Raw genomic sequence first — 17827 nt, 5'->3', positions numbered from 1 at the left:
TCGGGCTTCAGCCCTGGGGAGAAGGCGTGCTTATTCATCGCAAGACCCCAGCTTTAGCCGGGAGGTAGGTGACTCTTTCGCTGCACGCTCAACCCCGCCTCAGTCAGCTGCATCCCGGGCAAAAGCCGCCCTTGAATGAGGAATAAAGCCTCATCTCCCTCCGCACGTATCGCGGCAACGGTTTTCAGGGCCTTGCGGATACTTTTAGTTTTAAGCGGAACCTGCACCGTCAGACCTTCCGGCGTCGTCACGGGCACGATTACGTGATCACCGGACAATGCCACATCCCGAGGCCACTGGTCCGGCGCCATTGTTAATGTCACTTTCAAGGTGCGCACAGCAATCGGGGGCATCGTCACAACCTCCTTGGGCAGTGTTTGGGCAGGGCTTGGATGAGATGATGGGAAACCCCACACACGATTGCGGACCCGCGGCACACGCGGAAATCCTCGACGATGAATTGGAGGCGGCGCGGAGACCTGCCAGGTCGTATCGGCCTGGCACGCTTTCAAACGGATTTCCGGTACCCCTTGAGATCGCGCCCGGACTTGGAATCGGCCAATGCCCGGCAGCCAGCAGTCTAACCGATCGCGAAACACCGCTAACAGCACGGCAGCGTCATCAAGTTGCGCACGAAGCCAGCCGGCCGCCTCTTCATGCGAGATTTGTCGAGCTTCCGCAATGTGGCGTAAGGTGTCGGCGTCAATCACCGCCTCCTGAAAGGGGGGGCGCTGATGGTGGAGACACAGCGGACACAGCAGCACCGCCGTAGCCGGGTCGAGTCCCTCATTCCGCCCCCGTGGAATCACCCGGGCCACCCGCCGATCCATGGGGCGACCACACGCTTCACACCGGCCCGTTTCCGCAGCCCAAATCGCGTCCCGTATGGCAGGATCCACCTCGGTCGGAAATCGCATGCCATCCTCCTCCCGCAACGTCCTACTATCCAGACTCTCTCACATGGGCCGGGTCCTGACAAGATAGCTCGCGGGCAAGGTGGACGGTAATCCGTTAACTCCGGTATCAACAAACCAAAAATCGTGCCGATTATTGGAAATCTGTCCAAAAACCTGTATCATAGTGCGCAGAGGGTAGTGGATACCCATTCAGGGATGGCGTTCACTACATCTTGGGTAAGAGGAAAGAAAAAAGGACCGCGTTCCCGCGCAGTCCCCTCAGGCCCGTTCACCACTCCTGACAGCGGTGAACGACGACGCTCACATTATAGCGTAAAGCGTCTTCTCGTTCAAACCTTGAGGGAGTGTCTCAAGGTTATTTTTTTGTGCGTTAAACAGCGCGCAAAACAAAACACACAACTGCAACCAACAGTCGTGTGTGTCCCAAAAACATGTAAAAGGAGGTTCATTTGCCGTTTAATCCATAGGCGCGACTTCTCAGTGCTCAAAGGAAATTTTTACCAGAACCCCTTTGAGTACCGGGCATCGCTTTACTCTCATGATTGTATAAGAGGATAATCATCCTGTCAAGCCAATCATGACCATTACGGCAAAACCACTCATGAAACAGAATACCCACACATCTCCTCATTCATACTCCCGAGTTCTTCCGACATTAAAGCGGATTGAGACCGATCTGGTCGAACGGGGACTCCCTCCTAACACGCGACAGTTATATCTTTTTCTCTGGCGCGCCAAAACTCAAACACCCCGACTCCCTTTAGGATTAATATTTTCCGAAAAGACACTAGCGCGCGAAACGCATATGAGTACCCGCACCGTGCGTCGCTCCCTCCAACGTTTAGAAATGTTAGGATTATTGCGGATTATTTCCCGCAAACGGGCCAACGGCGGAACCACGTCCAATCGGTATGTCTTAACCTGGCAACCTTTGAAGAGCGTTCCGCAACCGACCATCACCACCGTCGAGCGGGTTCACGACACAACAGAATCGGCTCCGGCATCTGAACCCACCCCCACGCCTGACACGGTATTTATGTGGCCCGAGGTGTCCGAAGGGTCCCCGTCAGACTGTCCACGGGGGGAATCGGCGCGAGACCTTGATCCATCAACCATTGAGACCTCTATTCGCGAGCCGATCCCAGAAAAAAAGACTTTCAGTAAGAGTGATCAACCTATCCCTGGAGCGCCTCTTTGGACATTCTCCTCAAAGCACGATGTCCAGTTGTTTTTAATTGCGATGCTTCAAAAACACCAAATTTCCATCAAGCGCATCCGGCATTGGTTACGGCACTACGACATGGCACGTGTTGCGCAAGTGGCAATATGGATGGTCTCGGCACCCCCGAAAGCGATTCAGTTTCCCGGTGGATGGATGGAACGCGCACTGCGCGAAGAGTGGGCGGCACCACGCTGGGTGCATGAACTTCGACAACGGCGCATAGATTATGCTGAACATTTGACGTATCTGCAAACGCAAAAGGCTCAAGAAATAGCCGATGAAGAACGCATACACGCGGCACAGACGGAAGCGACGGCGCAATGGGAGAGATTAGCACCACGTTTATCGGAATTGTCTGGCTTAAAGGTATACGCAGCCGAGTTGGCGCGAAAAGCTCTCGGATCGTTATTCGCCCATGTCTTTCGCGAGGGCAGCCCTACGTGGCGGAGCTTTATTCTCAAAGCCGCACAGGAACGTCCTGATCTGGTGACGTTGGAACTTGCAGAAGAATGTGGGGCTTAACATACAACATGCGTGATGCCACCTCGGGTATCCGCGGGTTCTCAACGAGGTGGGCGGTGGGTGCACTGTTCCGATGTCGGAACACGTGAGGATCCTTCGTGGCGGTATTGCACCCAAGGGGGTCAAAGCCGTTCATCGCAAAGGGTCTTGAGTCACCATGATTGTTCGGTATTAGTACTCGTGTTTAACTCCGATCCCCGTTCTATTCCGCGTTGGGAGAAGGCGTGTGACAGATCTTGACGTTTATTCAACGGAGCAGCAGTGTTCCGATATCGGAACACTGCTCGTGAACCATATACATCAAAGTGTCATCACGACGAACCGGGGGTTGACTCGTCCGGTGTCGAACTATTTCCAAGCCGTTCTCGTAAGGCGCGCGCTGTGCGATCATACAAGTCGGCTAAAACCGCGAGTTCTTCGGGGGACAAACGAGCAATGCGGGTTTTCTGAATATCTTCCAATCGCGCCACTTCTTTTTTCAGGAAGCTTCCCCGTGCAGCCCGAGACTTTTGCGGTGGGGACGTTTTTGAGGATAAAGGCGATGGCTCTGCGAGACGTTCCGTAATGTATTCGCGCAGTTGGGTCACCGTGGGGCGTTTTGTCACAATAAATTGTAAAACCGATTCGATAGTATTGGGGATTTTCTCGTGGCCGTCTGTATCAATGAGCGGTGCAAGTTCGAGTGCCAGAGACCGGGTATCTAAGCGATGATCTCGCATCGCCTCGCGAATAAGGGGATTCCGGATTAATTTGAGTAAACCGGATAAATAAGCGGGAGACTTATGGAGTTGTTTCGCCAATTGGCGCAAAGACAATCCGCTATCCAACAGTTGTTGATAACCTAACGCTTCTTCCCACGGTGCCAGGTCTTGTCGCTGCACATTTTCGGTTAACATCACGATTTTCCATGCGCTTTCTGGCACGTCAACAATCCGGGCTAAAATAGTCGTCCACCCCAACGTCTTGACGGCGCGATAACGTCGTTCTCCCGCTAGGAGTCGCCACTGTCCGGGCGTGTCTCCATCAGGGGTGACTACCACGGGCTGAAGAAGTCCATGCTGCTCAATACTGGTCACTAATTCGCTAAACGACGGGTCATCTTCAATATTTAATCGGACATTAACATCCCGCACCACTATCGTCGCGAGGGGGACTTCTTGAATAGGGGCCTCCGCCACGGCTTTCACCGCTTCTATCGTCGTTACGGACGTTTCAGACAGCGGTGTAGGCGATTCGTTGTCTGTTGAGGACACCGGTGCGGCGATGGATCGTAGAGATGAAGAGGGTCCCTTGTCCATCTGACGACGCAGACGTCGTTCGGACTCCCATAAGGCTTGGACCCCTGCTAACCCATCGTGTTGATAAGCCTTCCACTGCGTATCGAGCCGATCATTTTCGGCAATCGCTTGTAATAACTTCTCCCGGTGGTGTGTAACCACTGTGGTCGCAAAGCGCCGAGGTGTGGCAATGTCCGCATCGGTAATGGCCCAGGTTTGGGCTAATTGGCGGCGTGTCGTGTCATCGAGCACCAACTCAACAAATTCTCTTAGCATTTTGACGGTATTATCGCGCGAAAGCATAGGTCAACCACCTTTGTGTGATCAATTGGAGGGCTCGGCCGACTTCTTGCGCACTCGGCGAAGATTCTCGCAATATCGGTTGCCATGCGGTTTCAGCGTGTTCGATGGCTGTGGTATTACGGATGGCCCAAGGGTAAATCCATTCATGAGGCAGAACCCGTTCTAATTGGTCTAGCCAATTTTTCGCAATCCGCATGCGACCGTCCCATTTATTAATGACGACGCCTGCGATATCGGGAATTGCTAATCCTTGCCGACGCCATGTTTGCAAATCGTCTACGGTGTCCAGAACCGCTTCAACGCCGCTCGCATTTAACGTGACGGGTAATAAGACACTGTGAATGACGTTGAGCCAAGGAATGAGAGCCTGAGCCCCTGGATGGAGATCGATCAAAATGACATCATAATGTTCGCGTAAACGGCGCACAAGCGCTTGAACCGCTTGAGGATTAAGTTCCCGTGCGGCTTCATGTCGATTGGGCCCTAGCGGAATGACATCCACGCCATAAGGAGACGCTATGCGAACAGCTGGCCACTCCACAGCGCCTTGTAATACGTCATAGAGATCTTGAGTTAATTCTTGGTGATCGCGTCCAATGCCAAGACATTGTTGAACCACGCGTGTGCTGTCGGCATTGACCACGCAAACGCGATACATCGGATTCAGGACGCGTAAGGTAAAAGCGATATTGGCCGTCAGCGTGCTTTTCCCAATGCCCCCTTTCACAGCATACGCACTCCAGACAATGGGATGTTCCGGTAGAGGGACACTCGCCATCGAGAGGGTCTCTGGAATGGTTTGAAGCACGGACGTCATAGAGCTTTTCCCTCCTGATTGCCACGATCGGTTAACCAGGTTTGGAAGGCGGCAACAGGAATACGCCAAATCCGCGGGGAAATTTTCACGCCGGGCATTTGGCCGTGCGCCAAAAGGCGACGGACCGTATCCGGACTAATCGCGAGGATTTCTGCTACATCGGCGACGGTGTAATAGTCTTTCGTGGTATTCCCCATAAGAATCCTCCTTTACATTAGTAACTGTGTTCTTTCTATTCGCGATCGGTTGTGCATTTTCCTGCATGTCCTGCACGATAATACATGATATCGGCGCTATTCGCCGTCTATGCGGTTAGGGTCATATACACGAAGTGTTCCGACGTCGGAACACCTTAGAAAGGGACAATGACGGACTATGAATACCGGTTTTCGCTGGAAGTGAAATTCACATAATTATAAATATGAATTGGGACGATACAGTGGAAGAACAACTTATGGGGATTTTGCGGGCGGTAGCTATCTGTGGCTTTTAAAAAAGTGATTAACCAAAATTAACAGACGCGTTATAAGAATAAAATGTGCGGTGTAAGGCATGCGAATTGAAGGAAGAAAGTAACAGTTCCGTCTCCTATTCAATATATGCAGACAGTTTGTCATCAGCACTAGGACGACAACGGCGTCTAAAACAGGAAAGCGTTCCGATGTCGGAACACTTTCCATTAAAAAATAACCAGTGTGTTTTTCTGGATGGGTAATGAATCCACACTTTATCGGCCATGTGGACTGTGGCAGAAGCAGGTTTGTTTTGGTCTATTGAAAAACGCCATCCTTCTACTAATTTCTCGCGCTTTTTATCATAGTTATATTCGCAGAGGAACGACGTGATTTCGCCATTAGCGGTTCACATCATTCATCCACAGATATTGTTCACGATATTTTTTTTGCATCTTTTTTATTTTGTTAATGGTAACGAGATAATCAAAGTCACTCAAGGTTGCTTATTAGCTTGACACACCCATTATCCATAGAGACACTTATTGATGCGGCTAGCTAATTTTGGCGGAATCTTACAATTGTTGAATTGAAAACAAACCAATGGCAGATTACGCTCCTATCGATTTTAGATTACGGAACGATTGTATAGTTACTATCCTGAATCTTCGAGGATTTGACGGGTCTGACAGCTAACTACATCGCTAGACGTTAAAGGGGTATAGATTCCTTATGCTACAAGAGCCATCTTAAGCGGGGCCGTACCAGACAGGCGAATTGTTATAAGCCCTTATGTACTGCGAATTTGCTCGTGGAACCACACACTTTTCTTTTTTAAAAAGCAATGAAATTGGATGGATTGGGAAACAATCATACATGAAGAGTTAGGTAATGCGAAGTCTTTGACGAACTATATTACCGAATACGAACACCAAAATGGCTGCTCTATCACCACAACATTAATTCAGCTAATCTACAACAATATAACGATAGATACGAAAATATATAGTTTATAGATATTTCTAAAAAATCAAATCCCATCAGTATCCGGATGCATTCTCTTGCCCACCAGTGTTCCGATATCGGAACACTGGTGGAGGTGGCGCGATCTACCAAACTCAGAACTGATAGTTGCGTGATGAGTTAATCACTTTTACTTTCACCCCGCATCGTATTGCGCACTCGTGGCATTAATACACAAAATCTTAGACTGCACTTATCATCAAAGCAGCACCGAGTTCTTGCGCTTAACTTTTTATCGCAATTTTATTATTCCAAAAAAATATACAAATAAATGAGTATCGGGAACGCAGCAAAACACTCTAGACTTTATAAGAGACATATTTCATTTCTCATTCCACATCAATGACCTTATGGTTTTTAATTTAATTAAATCGGAGCTACCTTTTTTTAATTTTAAAAGACTGGTCATTGTAAAAAAAAATTCCTCAATTTTATCAGGTTTTCCGACATCGGAACATATTGGCGACGACTAGTAAAATCATTCGATTTCTTTGTTAGTCGATCGTCGAACTATCTCAAAGATATTTATGAGAACAAAAGTTCGTTAGACACATATTCTCGTTGGATGCGCGGTACCCAATAGAAATGTAGTGGTCCCCGAAATCTAGACAAAATTGGAGGCCCTCAAGTGTTATACTGGACACACTATGGCGAAACAAAACATTACATGCCGACATTCAGGGCACAGATTGTATTCGAAATGCTCAAGGGAGAAAAGACTGTGACACTCATAGCCGGCGAGTATCCATTTTCCCGGCTCTCGGGCCAATGGCCTTACCGGAAACACCAAGTGCTGTCGAATAATGAGCGTATCAAATTCGTCAATCCCTCGTGATAGTAACCAAATGAGGTTAACCTGAAACAGATAATACAAAATTAAGAAAAGAAATATTTCTTAAGAGACCTAGGAAAGTCAGAGCAGGAAACATCAAGTTTATTTAGATTTATTTAAAACAGTGGACATCATGGTTATCTAATTTAGCAGGTAATAACTTAGATTGTCCGACAAAACTATACCGAATTGATAGGAAGGCTTTATTATGAAGCAATTAAACGCAAGCGAATTTCTAAGAGAAATTTTTTTCCCGTTGCGGTCTCGTAACAACCATAATTACCCACATTTCCGCCAATTCGCTTGGTTTATCGGAGCAGGGTGTTCAAGAAGCTCTGGTATTCCGGCGGCTAGTGAGCTCGTAACCTATTGGGAGAAAGAATTTCCCTTAGCGTCCGGGAATAGCACGTTTGATAAAATAGCTGAACGTTTCCCGGGGCGGCTCACCTTTCAAAAGGCTATTGAGGATGTATGCAGTCAGGGAATGCCAGGGTGGGGATATTATGTATTGGCTCAGTTAATGACGCACCCGGTTCTCCAAGGGCGTTTTAACATCGCGCTTACAACTAACTTTGATGACTTACTATTAACTGCGCTATACTGGTACGGATATTTAGACGATGAATACAGACTCTTGCCGCGTCATGTACCCGAATCAACGCTGTCTCGATTTATTCAATCTGATGATAAAAACCCAATTATAATACCTCTCCATGGAACAGCACAATTTGAGCCACTGAGCGACATCGCATCGCAAAAGGAACGATTACAAGGATTTGAAACTCATTTAAGTCGTATTCTAAAAGGCCGCGCCCTCATTGTTATCGGATACGGTGGGAACGATTTAGGTGTAAGTAAAATGTTTTTGAATTTGGCTGAACTTGACTCAACGGTGTTCTCGGAAAGCATATACTGGGTCTCGTCCACAGCGCCCTCTTTGCCGTGGTTGGACAATCTCGAATTGAGGTATAGAATTCCTGTGAAATGGGTATCGGTAGACACCTTTGAAAACTTAATGGCAGAATTTGTCCACTTTTTTATGGCACCTTCATGGTGTGGTAAAGAGGAAAGTAGAGACTACCAGAAAATATATCAACATATTGAAGACGAGTTAAATCTGTCAGAAGCAAATTTGTCAAACAGCGCTGGGTGGCCCAAATGGAATAACGTACAGAATCGACTAAAGAGTGATTTTCGTCAGTATATTAATAGGCGTGAAGCTGAAGATGAAGCTCGGAGCCAGGATTCTAGGGAAGGCTTGGCTTTAAACGGTGAAGTCCTTTCTGCATCGTCATTGGAGGGTACCCTTGATTTGGCCCAATCATTCAACAACGACTACGCCCTATGGCGACGTCAAGTGGTGAATATTCTGCAAGACAATTATAATCTTTCATTGAATCCTCTAAAACTAGCTGAATCGTCTACCCGTACAGTTTTTTCGACTGCTGATAATCAGATGGTTGTAGTAATTTTATGTTCCAAAAATCACAGTAAAACCGATGAATACGAACGTTATTGGTTTGGTTTTCATGGGTATCAACAAAACGCATGTAAGGCCGCCAATGAGGCTTATGTCCTATTGGTTTGTGGTGCACCCGAACCGAAACAAATCTTGCGAATTCCTTTTAAGGCTCTTTCCCAATACGTGTTTGATACGACCGAGAAATCTAACCCAATCCAATCCTTTTGGCATATACGGATATTAAAGAAAGATGAACATTGGAATCTGCTTGTAAAATCTTATAAAAATGGGCAGGGATACGATAATCAGGATGTTACTGAATTTGCTCTAATGTAAATCTATCGCACAAAAATATAGCGGTACTATCCTTATAATATTAATATACTTAAATAACATTTGCTTTTCTGTTTTGTAATCTTGATGAATATTGTGCGGAAATTTTACAGAAAAATCCAATCACTTTACCTCCCTTATTGGGGTGGTCTAGGGAATTAGTAAGTTGCACGACAGTTCAATGTGTATGCAGTGCACAAAGTTATGTATGTAGGGCAGACGTTTTAGGTCTAAGGACAAGAGAGGCATTTTTCAACTCTTTAATGGCTGCTTTTAATATCTGTGCGAACGAGGTAATTGCGCTGTCGAAAAACCCTTGAGGGACGCGGGATGGAGCGTTACCCCTCAAGAATTTTCCCCCATAAAATGACGGCGATATGTGGGTTTTCCGATGGGGTTCAGGGGCCGAAGGCGGATTTGACCCCACCCGCGGCAAACCGTGCCATCATCCCGGAAAACGCTTGAACACAAGAAAAACGGGCCGAGCTCTGGTAAAATTGAAGTACCAACCACAATTTTCCGAAAGGAGCTCTCCCGCATGGCTATCATACCACAACTCTCGCTGTTTTCGTGGCAAGATCTTCAAGAATTGGGCGATTTGGAACGCCTCGTGCTGGTTCTGGATACGGTGCCGGACGACGCCCTGATGCGGCACTTAGACACCGCCCGCGGACGCGGGCGCAATGACTATCCTGTCCGCGCGATGTGGAATTCCGTGTTAGCTGGTGTGGTTTTCCAACACCTGAGCATCGAAAGCCTCCGTCGGGAACTGGCTCGTAATGCCCAACTGCGCGCACTGTGTGGGTTTCGCAACGCGGCCGTCCCGCCGGCATCGGCGTACACCCGGTTTTTGCGTCGGCTGATGGCCGAACAGGACAGGATAGACGCGCTGTTTGAGCAGCTCGTGGAGGACATCACGGCCGTGCTTCCGGATTTCGGTCATCGTTTAGCGATCGATAGTAAAGCCATTCCCTCGCGGGCCGTGCGGCCCGCCAAAAACTCTGGTGCTGATGGGCGCCGCGACGTGGATGCCGACTTCGGTCGAAAGGAATACCGGGGCGTTCATGAGGACGGGACCCGCTGGAGTAAAGTCGTCCAGTGGTTCGGGTATAAGCTGCACCTGGTGGTGGATGCGACGTACGAATTGCCGGTGGCGTGGGAGGTGACGAAAGCCTCGGTGTCCGATGTCAGCCGGGCGCAGCCCTTGTTGAATCATCTCCACGACCGCCATCCCGCCCTGCTGTCACGGGCCGCCCTGCTGGGATACCTACCAGATCAAGCCAGTGATCGATATCCGGAATATGTGGCGGGATCCTGATGCCACGCGAGTCCTGCCGAGTCACCCGACGGTGACCTATAATTATCGGGGCGAGGTATTTTGTCACGATCCCGTGACGGGGCAGGTCCACACGATGAGCCACGGAGGATTTGACAAGACCCGACACGCGCTCAAAAAACGATGCCCCGCCCGCTTTGCGGGCGCATCCTGTGCCGGTCACACGACTTGCCCTGTGGCCCAGGGGATGCGGATCCCCTTAAAGACGGACCGGCGAATCTTTACGCCGATTGACCGGGCGAGTTATCGATGGGCCCGGGAATATGCCCATCGCACGGCCGTGGAACGGGTGAACAGTCGATTAGATGTCTCGTTCGGGTTGGAACTCCATACGATTCGGGGCCTTCGGAAGATGCAACTCCGGTGTGGAATGGCTCTCATTGTGATGTTAGCAATGGCGTTGGGACGCATGCGGCAACGGCAACCGGAGCGGATGCGGCAGCTCGTCGGGTAAAGTCCGGAATCCCCGACAGATTGTGGGAATTCGTAGCGGCCCCACGGGCCGCTGGTTGGCATCGGCATAACCCGTTCTCAGCGATCTGGGGGATAGCCCATGGGCGAATGATTCGTGGAAATCGGGATCGAAACCGGCTGCATGAGATACGCGCAGAAACCGAAATCCACTACAGCGCAAAAAACTCGCGAACAAAAAGATATTTTTTGTTAATCACAAATAGCATAACCTGTTGCGTTGGAATTCATCGTTTATGGGAACGCCGATTTGCGAAGTATGTTGGACCACGTGGTAGTCGTTGACTACCACACTCAGGATTATATGCTTAGCCGGACTCAACTATTTCGTCATGACAACACTTTGCGTCGCGCAAAGCACGGGGGGCGCCGAGTGGTCTGAGTCCGAAGCATTTCGGTAAATTGCCGACGGATTTGATCGCTCAGCTGAATGTTTTGATGTTGTGCCAGAACGTTTTCAGCATGATGTCTTACAGCGACTAGCCACTGAGACAAAATCTGAAATGCTCACGCCCGTTATAGCGGCAGCCGCTATTTCAATCGTTTGTTTTTGTGTTTCTAAGCGTGCTATCCGTTTTTTATTCATTGTAATCATATTTTGCTCTTTTTCCTAGGTTATTCTACGCCAAAGTGCTAAATGGCGGAATAGGGAACGCTGCCGCCTTGTAGAAACTCGCCGAATTGAGCAGAAGAAAGATGTCCTATAAGAAATCTTATGTAAACTTGTTGTTTTGCCAATGTCTGCAACAACGACACCCGAACACGACTTGACTGAGCTGGTTGTCCAGAGACGCGAACATGCACTGGATACCATCTTGTGATCTATTCCGGGGAGGGACCGTAAGGGCCGATAATTGAGGCGTTACCATAAAAGCCAGAAGACGAACTGCTCTTTGTCTGAACATGTGGATTCCACGAGAGATGATGAAGGGCGATTTCAACGGTTGGCACTGCTCCTCCATCATTTAGGCCAGGTTACCGTTAAAAAATACAGCGGGCAACTTCACTGGGGAGACCTTGCGTACTCTGCTCTTTCTCTGCAAAGCGCCTTACGTCACGGTAGCGCGACGGGGCAACACAGGAGCGGTTGCTCTCTGACTTAGAGTATACGCGCGGCCCGGTTTTTATCAATACGGCTGCCATCATTCTGGGCACTCCCCCGTCGTTAGCCCCTGAGTCCTTCCCCATTTTTCATGGTGGGGTTTCGCCAATTGATGTCCCGGGTCATAAGCGTAAAACATTCCCACCGTCAAGGTGGGGCGGTTCTTGATGCAAGTCTATGACTATCAATTTCATCCCAATATAAGCGAGCGTCGTCTCCAGACGGCTGTGATTGAGGATTTATTGAATAACGAGAACCTCACTAGTCAGTCAGAAGACAACATTCCGGGGATTAACCGTAATGCCAATGGTATTGGCCGATCAGCCAGACTTTGCTGACAGTCATTTTCGCCAAACCCATGCCATAAGGGATTAGTGCCCAGGCTGGAAGTTTGTGCCACCGCATTTTCCAGCTATGAGGTTACATGCCACGTGCCCCCGAGAGCAAGAAATTTAGGAACGTCGGCGTTGCACTTCCATATAATGGCGTAACACAGCGTTCATCCGACGTTGATAGTCAGGTCCTTGGGCGCGAAAGTATTCTACTACGTCGGCATCGATACGTAAGGTGAGTTGCTTTTTAGGTCCCGGAATGAAAACTGCATTCTGCCAGAATGTCTCACTGAGTTCTGGCAAGTCTTCATCGTAGAGGTCTGCGTCCTCCAATTTATCTACGGCCTTCCAATTGGTCTGCGAGGGTTTGTCGATATCGTGCTTGTTCACGGGCATTCGCCTTCCTTAAGGAAATAATCCGATAATGTGATCCACGGAGAGTATACGCGCACACACAGATCCGTCCGGCAATCAGGCCGATTGTCACTCGGCGCTCTTCCCCGTAGTCGTGACGTTCATCCCGCCATTCAAAGCGGGGACTCGCAAACAGTTTGGCGGCATCGGCAAAATCCATCTGATGCTTTTCGAGATTCCTCAGCCGCTTATCCTCATCCCATTCCAACTCCATACCTTCATTATACCGACTCGAAACTGTCGTGCCAAACGAAAAGGTATTACATTATTTAACCGGGTTCATGTGGATTCAAAAGAAATGGCTTCCTCCGTCCAAAAACCATTAAGTCCACTAACGTAAAAAATACTAAAAACCTGTATTGACTTCGGGATGACAGGAAACTCGGCGGCGCAAGATACTTGCACCGCCCGATTCTAGGAATTATATAGTGCTGTATGAATTTTACGAGCCGGAAGATCATTTGTTGACTTACAATGCGTATGTCCGTTTGAGACATATAGACCGCTGCTAGCACCGGACATAAGGCATCATCATTTGGATGCGGAGAGCCGCTCTCATTGACAACACTAACAAAGAATTCCTCTCCATTCGACGATTACGGTAATAGCTCTTGGATCTTGCGGCTGTTTGGTATCCAATATTTGAGCGAACCGTCTTTAAGCGTATTACGGAATTTGATTTGGATGTCATGAACTGGGTGTTTTGTAAGTCTGTTCTCGCAAAAAATCACCGAGGCATATGCAGTGTCAGTATCAATGTTACTAAAAGTGTCGATATGGCACTTCATACTGAAGGTGGTAATGACTAGCCCGATCCACCAAGCGGACGACTTCAATCACGTTGCCCATTCGGGTTCGGGTGACACGATCGATTTGTAAGACAAGCAATGGGGCTCGCCCTATCGCGTGAAACGCTTTCCGTTCGTCAAAATCAGCTAAACGTGCAGACACCGTTTCTTGAAACCCGGCTAGTAACCCATAGTGGGCTTCTAGCAAACCGTAAAAGTTCGGTCCGGGAGCTTTCGCATAGGCCCGGACTGGAGAATCCACGGCATACCATCCTTCGGAGATGGCAACGATAATGATTCCATCACCTTGCAGTGCTTTCCACCGCCAGAGTGGGCCAGTTCCCATCCATTGCGTTACCCAGTTTGGGGGGGTGTTATCAACCTCAGCGGCCAGCGTTTGCACCCAAGGGTGTTTCCATGCTGGATCACGCAAAAACTCCGTCGTGCGATCCGACACACTGCGGGTGCCTACGACACGACGTTCTCTCACACCGTGTGCGCCATAGAGCCATCCCCCGATTTCGAGTTCTTGAAGCACGCGATTCGCCGTGGCAATCGAGACGCTAAACCGTTTTTCAATCGCTTCCGCGGTCAAAAAAATGGTATCGGGTGGCCATTGCCCTTGATCGATTTCTTGTTGTAATGTCTTAAAAATCTCATCCCACCGACGCGGTTGGTATCCATCGCTCAAATAGTCATTTCCATCCTTTCACCACATCGCGTATCGTTTCGGTTAACGCATTCCACGCTGTTTGTCCTGCTTCTGCCGTGGCGGCAGTTGGATATCCGATTACACCGGATACGGTATAACCGTGCATACCGCTTGCCGAAAAATACGGACGATTGGGTTGGGAGACATCAGCGGGAATTTCAGAAGTAACGGTTTCCGGAGCCAAATAGAGGAGGAGACTGCGTTCCAACGCCCCCGCGTGCATGTCCTCGTGAGGCCCAAAATCCCACCCTGCCGCCTGATAGGCCGCGGCCCAATGCGCCCGGTCCGGGAGCAACAACACGCGGGCCCCATCGGCATTCCATTCCTGGACGAGACTTCCTAAAACTTGATTCCCGCCGTGACCATTAATAATGACCAGAGGATCACTCTGGGCCCACACAATATCGGTGAGAAGGGCGGCGAAGTGCGCGACCCGAATACTGACCACTTGGCCCAATCCCCGATGTTCAAAGGAACAACTATACGGGATGGCCGGCAACACCGTATCTTGGGGTTGAGCGCAGGCGTGACAGAGAGCGATGGCAATGCGCGTATCGGTGTCATAGGGGAGATGTCCGCCATGTGGTTCCCAGCTCCCAATCGGTAACCAGCGCATACTGATTCCTCCAAAATTAGTTTTGTAAATGTGAAGATTTTTTATGCTCCCCTTGGCGATAAGGCGGATAAACCCTGACAAAGTCGACGAAGGCTAAAGCCGCCCGAATTTGATCGGGGTTTAATCCGAGTCCCGTTAGAGTAACCCATAAGTCCGGAAGTGCTTGTTCCGGGACGGGCCATTCCCAGAGTAAAACCTCTTCCCAAGGAAGATCTAACGCTTGGGCCAATGCAACGGCCAGAGCTGGGTCACACGAGTGCATTTTTCCCGCTTCTAACGCAAACACTTGTTGCGGTGTAATTGTACGGGCCGCATGCGGTCGATACGTTCGATAATACGGAGTCGCCATTTGAGCTAATTCCGATAACCCGAGATTATGGGCTGTTCGTGTCTCGTGAATAATTGGGCCTAAACGCAGACCGCTAACATAAGGCAAGACAAAAGGCCATGCTGTGGGATCAGAAGGAGGTCGCCGTCGCCTTGATATGTTCTCACCTCCTTGTTGGGTTTACTGTACCATATTTTACGCAAAAACCGATGAGAAACCTAATTATTCAACTTCATCAATAAGTCCTCCCCGAATGTAATTTGAGAATATTCATAGACAATTTACCATAAACAAAAACATTATAAACAGGACCTTCGATGAGATGTTCCGCGTGTTGACTCGATACAAACATCTGTTTATTCGATAAATTTCATTACAAAAATGCCGTTAAGATCTTGATTCATGAGGGTAACTTATTTAATATGATAATCATAAAGTGCTGACTCTCGCAGCCATGATTCACAATCTACGAGAGTTGAGTGACAAGGATGAGAGTCCTTGTTGGGGCCAGGCACACGTCCGCAATTCCGCTCTCGGACGTTAAGACCCAAGCGTTCTGAAGGATTCCGCGATGCTCACACGGTGTATTTGGGAGACGGTGTGACGTAGCCAATTACGCTATCGGATCCAGACGGTATCCTTTAAGTGCCCAACGGTCTTGAGCACAGCCGTCAACTGACGCGCTGTTTTCTAACATCAGGTCTGGCTTGCGTGCGCCTCTGTGTGTACGTAAAGCGTATCGTAAAGAAAAGGTGCGATACGGCTCCAGGTGTCGTTCGTGAGGACGCACTACACGCTGTCCCCGTGTACCGTATGATGTTAGCTGATCGGTTTTGCTCTCCGATCAGGTTCCAAGGCGAGCACCCCCCGATTCGTTTCACCTCCCACAACGATTGCGGGGCCTCAGAGGCTACTGGGAAGGGCGTACATATCGTACGACATCACGCCAAATCTTCTACCCGACAGAGTTGCAAGTGCTGAAGGAGAGCCGACTGAGTAGCGGCTTTTTCGTTTGTGTGCTCCCGGCCCAACTACGTTTCATCCGTCTCTTGTGTTCGGTCAGCAGCAGGCCAAGTCACGCTCAGATCGTGCGACGATTCCTAATGAAGCTCTCAACTTTGTCTACATTTTTTCTTTTCTCCATTGTTAATGTCATAAGCTTGTGCCTCAAGGTAGGGTACCCACGCTAGATTTTTGTGCATAAGGAGTGTGGGATTTCAATGGCTTATTTTCTGCCTCTCTATGATTGGATTGTGCATCCGTCAGTGCATCACAAACCGTCGGCCACTCCGCGCTTGCGCTCTGCCGTGCCGACAAAACTCAAATTCAAACATCAATCCTTAACTCCGTGGGAGCATGTCATCGGTCAATCTTTCTCACAAATGTATTTAATGGATGTCCCACTCAATCAGGAAAACCGTATGCTTTACCGTGCGGCTCACTGGGCTCAATCACATCGAGTGATTCCATTTATTCCTTTGGTGCCTCAGACACGCCAGAAGCACTGTTTGCTGTCTGGTTATGTCATTTTGTTGTCTTTCGCGCCCTTGTCTTCTGGCGTCCAACACGCTATCAAGGTCTATCTTCATGCAGAATCGCTTATTCCTGTGGAACCAGCGCAAATCGTGCCATATTTACAGTCTCTTCCTATTCATTGGCCGTCCAGTTTCCCATTGTCAATGCCCGAAACGGTGGTGGCGACGGTTCTCGGTCATTTGGTCCCGTAGTCCATTTAAAATCCTGATAAATTATTCCTCAATGTTCAGGAGGGTCGATCGGTATGTCTATCACTTTCGATCGTGTTCTGCATCGTTTCGTTGTGCGCCATTCTCATCACAGGGCCTATTATTTGTCCGCAATGTTTATTGGGCAAATGCATCAGTATCGAGTTAAAAACTCTCAATTGCTCGGTTTATCGCTATCCCGATTGCTTGAGCGACAAAAGTTATATTATGCTATGCTTCATCGCCGCTCTTTTTGGTTTATCGTTAAGGACAAAAGGACCCTGTTTAACACCCACATTACGCACTACCACCTTACGCCACTCACCCCTTTGGGATCCCTGCCTCTCCACACCAAAATTCGCGGATTTATCAGCTCGAATGCCCCCTTGTCGAACCATTTTCCCAATCCCGAACAATTACGCGTGACATTTGAAGATCGCTTAGGATTACGCTTACTCGTCAATCAGTGGTGCCGTCGGTACTATCCCGGCCTCGTCGCCCATGACGTCGTCCGTCGTGTTGGCGTAGCGACTTTCGTGCTCGTGGACGGTCCCTTGTCGTTGATTAAAAAAGCGCAATATAATACGGACAAGCCGAGATTGTCGCGCGAATTCTATTCCCGGCAAACGCGGGAACAATTTATCCTTCTACACCATTATCAATCTCTTGCTCCCAAGTTACCGTCGATTTTAGGCATTCCTTCCGAAGATATTGTGTCTACTCCATCGCGAATTCTTATCCAACATCGATTGTCTCCACGCCAACAGAGTCTATTGGATATGATTCGCATCCTCTTTCCTCAAGAGATCATTTATGTCGTCCGGCGTCGTTAAAATCGTTGGCA

17 protein-coding genes are annotated in these 17827 nt (G+C 48.9%); 7 read left to right on the top strand and 10 right to left on the bottom strand.

Going from position 1 to position 17827, the window contains the following annotated elements:
* Positions 1 to 53 precede the first annotated feature (53 nt).
* Positions 54 to 917: a hypothetical protein gene (locus tag AOA63_RS02200; RefSeq protein WP_053958182.1), complete on the bottom strand. Its 864-nt coding sequence runs from the start codon at positions 915 to 917 to the stop codon at positions 54 to 56.
* A gap of 577 nt (positions 918 to 1494) precedes the next feature.
* On the opposite strand from AOA63_RS02200, the gene AOA63_RS02195 reads away from it, so the two are divergent.
* A complete protein-coding gene (locus tag AOA63_RS02195; protein WP_053958181.1) occupies positions 1495 to 2661 on the top strand; it encodes an HTH domain-containing protein in 1167 nt (388 codons plus the stop codon).
* 311 nt (positions 2662 to 2972) lie between these two features.
* On the opposite strand, the gene AOA63_RS02190 is transcribed toward AOA63_RS02195, so the two are convergent.
* The 3 genes from AOA63_RS02190 to AOA63_RS02180 are packed head-to-tail and all read right to left on the bottom strand — an operon-like array spanning position 2973 to position 5255.
* Positions 2973 to 4241 (bottom strand): ParB/RepB/Spo0J family partition protein, encoded by a 1269-nt coding sequence (locus AOA63_RS02190; RefSeq protein WP_053958180.1) that lies wholly within the window; start codon positions 4239 to 4241, stop codon positions 2973 to 2975.
* Positions 4225 to 5058, bottom strand: a complete 834-nt coding sequence (locus AOA63_RS02185; RefSeq protein WP_053958179.1) for a ParA family protein — start codon at positions 5056 to 5058, stop codon at positions 4225 to 4227. The genes AOA63_RS02190 and AOA63_RS02185 overlap by 17 nt, the downstream gene beginning before the upstream one ends.
* Complete coding sequence (locus AOA63_RS02180) at positions 5055 to 5255, bottom strand: helix-turn-helix transcriptional regulator (protein ID WP_053958178.1); 201 nt, start codon at positions 5253 to 5255, stop codon at positions 5055 to 5057. Before AOA63_RS02180 ends, AOA63_RS02185 begins: the two co-directional genes overlap by 4 nt.
* Before the next feature lie 2318 nt (positions 5256 to 7573).
* Here AOA63_RS02180 and AOA63_RS02170 point away from each other — a divergent pair.
* From AOA63_RS02170 to AOA63_RS20105, 3 genes are all read left to right on the top strand, one after another.
* Complete coding sequence (locus AOA63_RS02170) at positions 7574 to 9163, top strand: SIR2 family protein (protein WP_053958176.1); 1590 nt, start codon at positions 7574 to 7576, stop codon at positions 9161 to 9163.
* Between the two features lie 535 nt (positions 9164 to 9698).
* On the top strand, positions 9699 to 10478 hold the full coding sequence (locus AOA63_RS20110; RefSeq protein ID WP_242848257.1) for a transposase: 780 nt from the start codon (positions 9699 to 9701) through the stop codon (positions 10476 to 10478).
* On the top strand, positions 10462 to 10950 hold the full coding sequence (locus AOA63_RS20105; protein WP_242848256.1) for a hypothetical protein: 489 nt from the start codon (positions 10462 to 10464) through the stop codon (positions 10948 to 10950). The genes AOA63_RS20110 and AOA63_RS20105 overlap by 17 nt, the downstream gene beginning before the upstream one ends.
* 347 nt (positions 10951 to 11297) lie before the next feature.
* Here AOA63_RS20105 and AOA63_RS20525 read toward each other — a convergent pair whose 3' ends face one another.
* On the bottom strand, positions 11298 to 11462 hold the full coding sequence (locus AOA63_RS20525) for a DUF1778 domain-containing protein (RefSeq protein ID WP_171822578.1): 165 nt from the start codon (positions 11460 to 11462) through the stop codon (positions 11298 to 11300).
* 771 nt (positions 11463 to 12233) lie between these two features.
* Here AOA63_RS20525 and AOA63_RS19575 point away from each other — a divergent pair.
* A complete protein-coding gene (locus AOA63_RS19575; RefSeq protein ID WP_171822577.1) occupies positions 12234 to 12407 on the top strand; it encodes a hypothetical protein in 174 nt (57 codons plus the stop codon).
* 114 nt (positions 12408 to 12521) lie between these two features.
* Here AOA63_RS19575 and AOA63_RS02160 read toward each other — a convergent pair whose 3' ends face one another.
* From AOA63_RS02160 to AOA63_RS02140, 5 genes are all read right to left on the bottom strand, one after another.
* A complete protein-coding gene (locus AOA63_RS02160) occupies positions 12522 to 12791 on the bottom strand; it encodes a BrnA antitoxin family protein (protein ID WP_242848255.1) in 270 nt (89 codons plus the stop codon).
* On the bottom strand, positions 12736 to 12975 hold the full coding sequence (locus AOA63_RS02155; RefSeq protein WP_242848361.1) for a BrnT family toxin: 240 nt from the start codon (positions 12973 to 12975) through the stop codon (positions 12736 to 12738). The genes AOA63_RS02160 and AOA63_RS02155 overlap by 56 nt, the downstream gene beginning before the upstream one ends.
* Before the next feature lie 602 nt (positions 12976 to 13577).
* Positions 13578 to 14294, bottom strand: a complete 717-nt coding sequence (locus AOA63_RS02150; protein WP_053958173.1) for a UTRA domain-containing protein — start codon at positions 14292 to 14294, stop codon at positions 13578 to 13580.
* 4 nt (positions 14295 to 14298) lie between these two features.
* Positions 14299 to 14931 carry a creatininase family protein gene (locus AOA63_RS02145; protein ID WP_053958172.1) on the bottom strand — a complete coding sequence of 211 codons (633 nt, stop codon included), beginning with the start codon at positions 14929 to 14931 and terminating at the stop codon, positions 14299 to 14301.
* Positions 14932 to 14947: 16 nt separating this feature from the next.
* Positions 14948 to 15367 carry a hypothetical protein gene (locus AOA63_RS02140; RefSeq protein WP_053958171.1) on the bottom strand — a complete coding sequence of 140 codons (420 nt, stop codon included), beginning with the start codon at positions 15365 to 15367 and terminating at the stop codon, positions 14948 to 14950.
* 1112 nt (positions 15368 to 16479) lie between these two features.
* Between AOA63_RS02140 and AOA63_RS02135 the strand changes: the two genes are divergently transcribed.
* Together AOA63_RS02135 and AOA63_RS02130 are read left to right on the top strand one after the other, a co-directional pair.
* Entirely contained in the window at positions 16480 to 16986 is a 507-nt protein-coding gene (locus tag AOA63_RS02135) for a hypothetical protein (RefSeq protein ID WP_053958170.1), read from the top strand.
* Between the two features lie 53 nt (positions 16987 to 17039).
* A complete protein-coding gene (locus AOA63_RS02130; protein ID WP_053958169.1) occupies positions 17040 to 17816 on the top strand; it encodes a hypothetical protein in 777 nt (258 codons plus the stop codon).
* Positions 17817 to 17827 lie beyond the last annotated feature (11 nt).

This window comes from Sulfobacillus thermosulfidooxidans (assembly GCF_001280565.1).
In the GTDB taxonomy this organism is placed as follows: Bacteria; Bacillota; Sulfobacillia; order Sulfobacillales; family Sulfobacillaceae; genus Sulfobacillus; species Sulfobacillus thermosulfidooxidans_A.
This window is presented reverse-complemented; position numbering and strand designations above follow the sequence as displayed.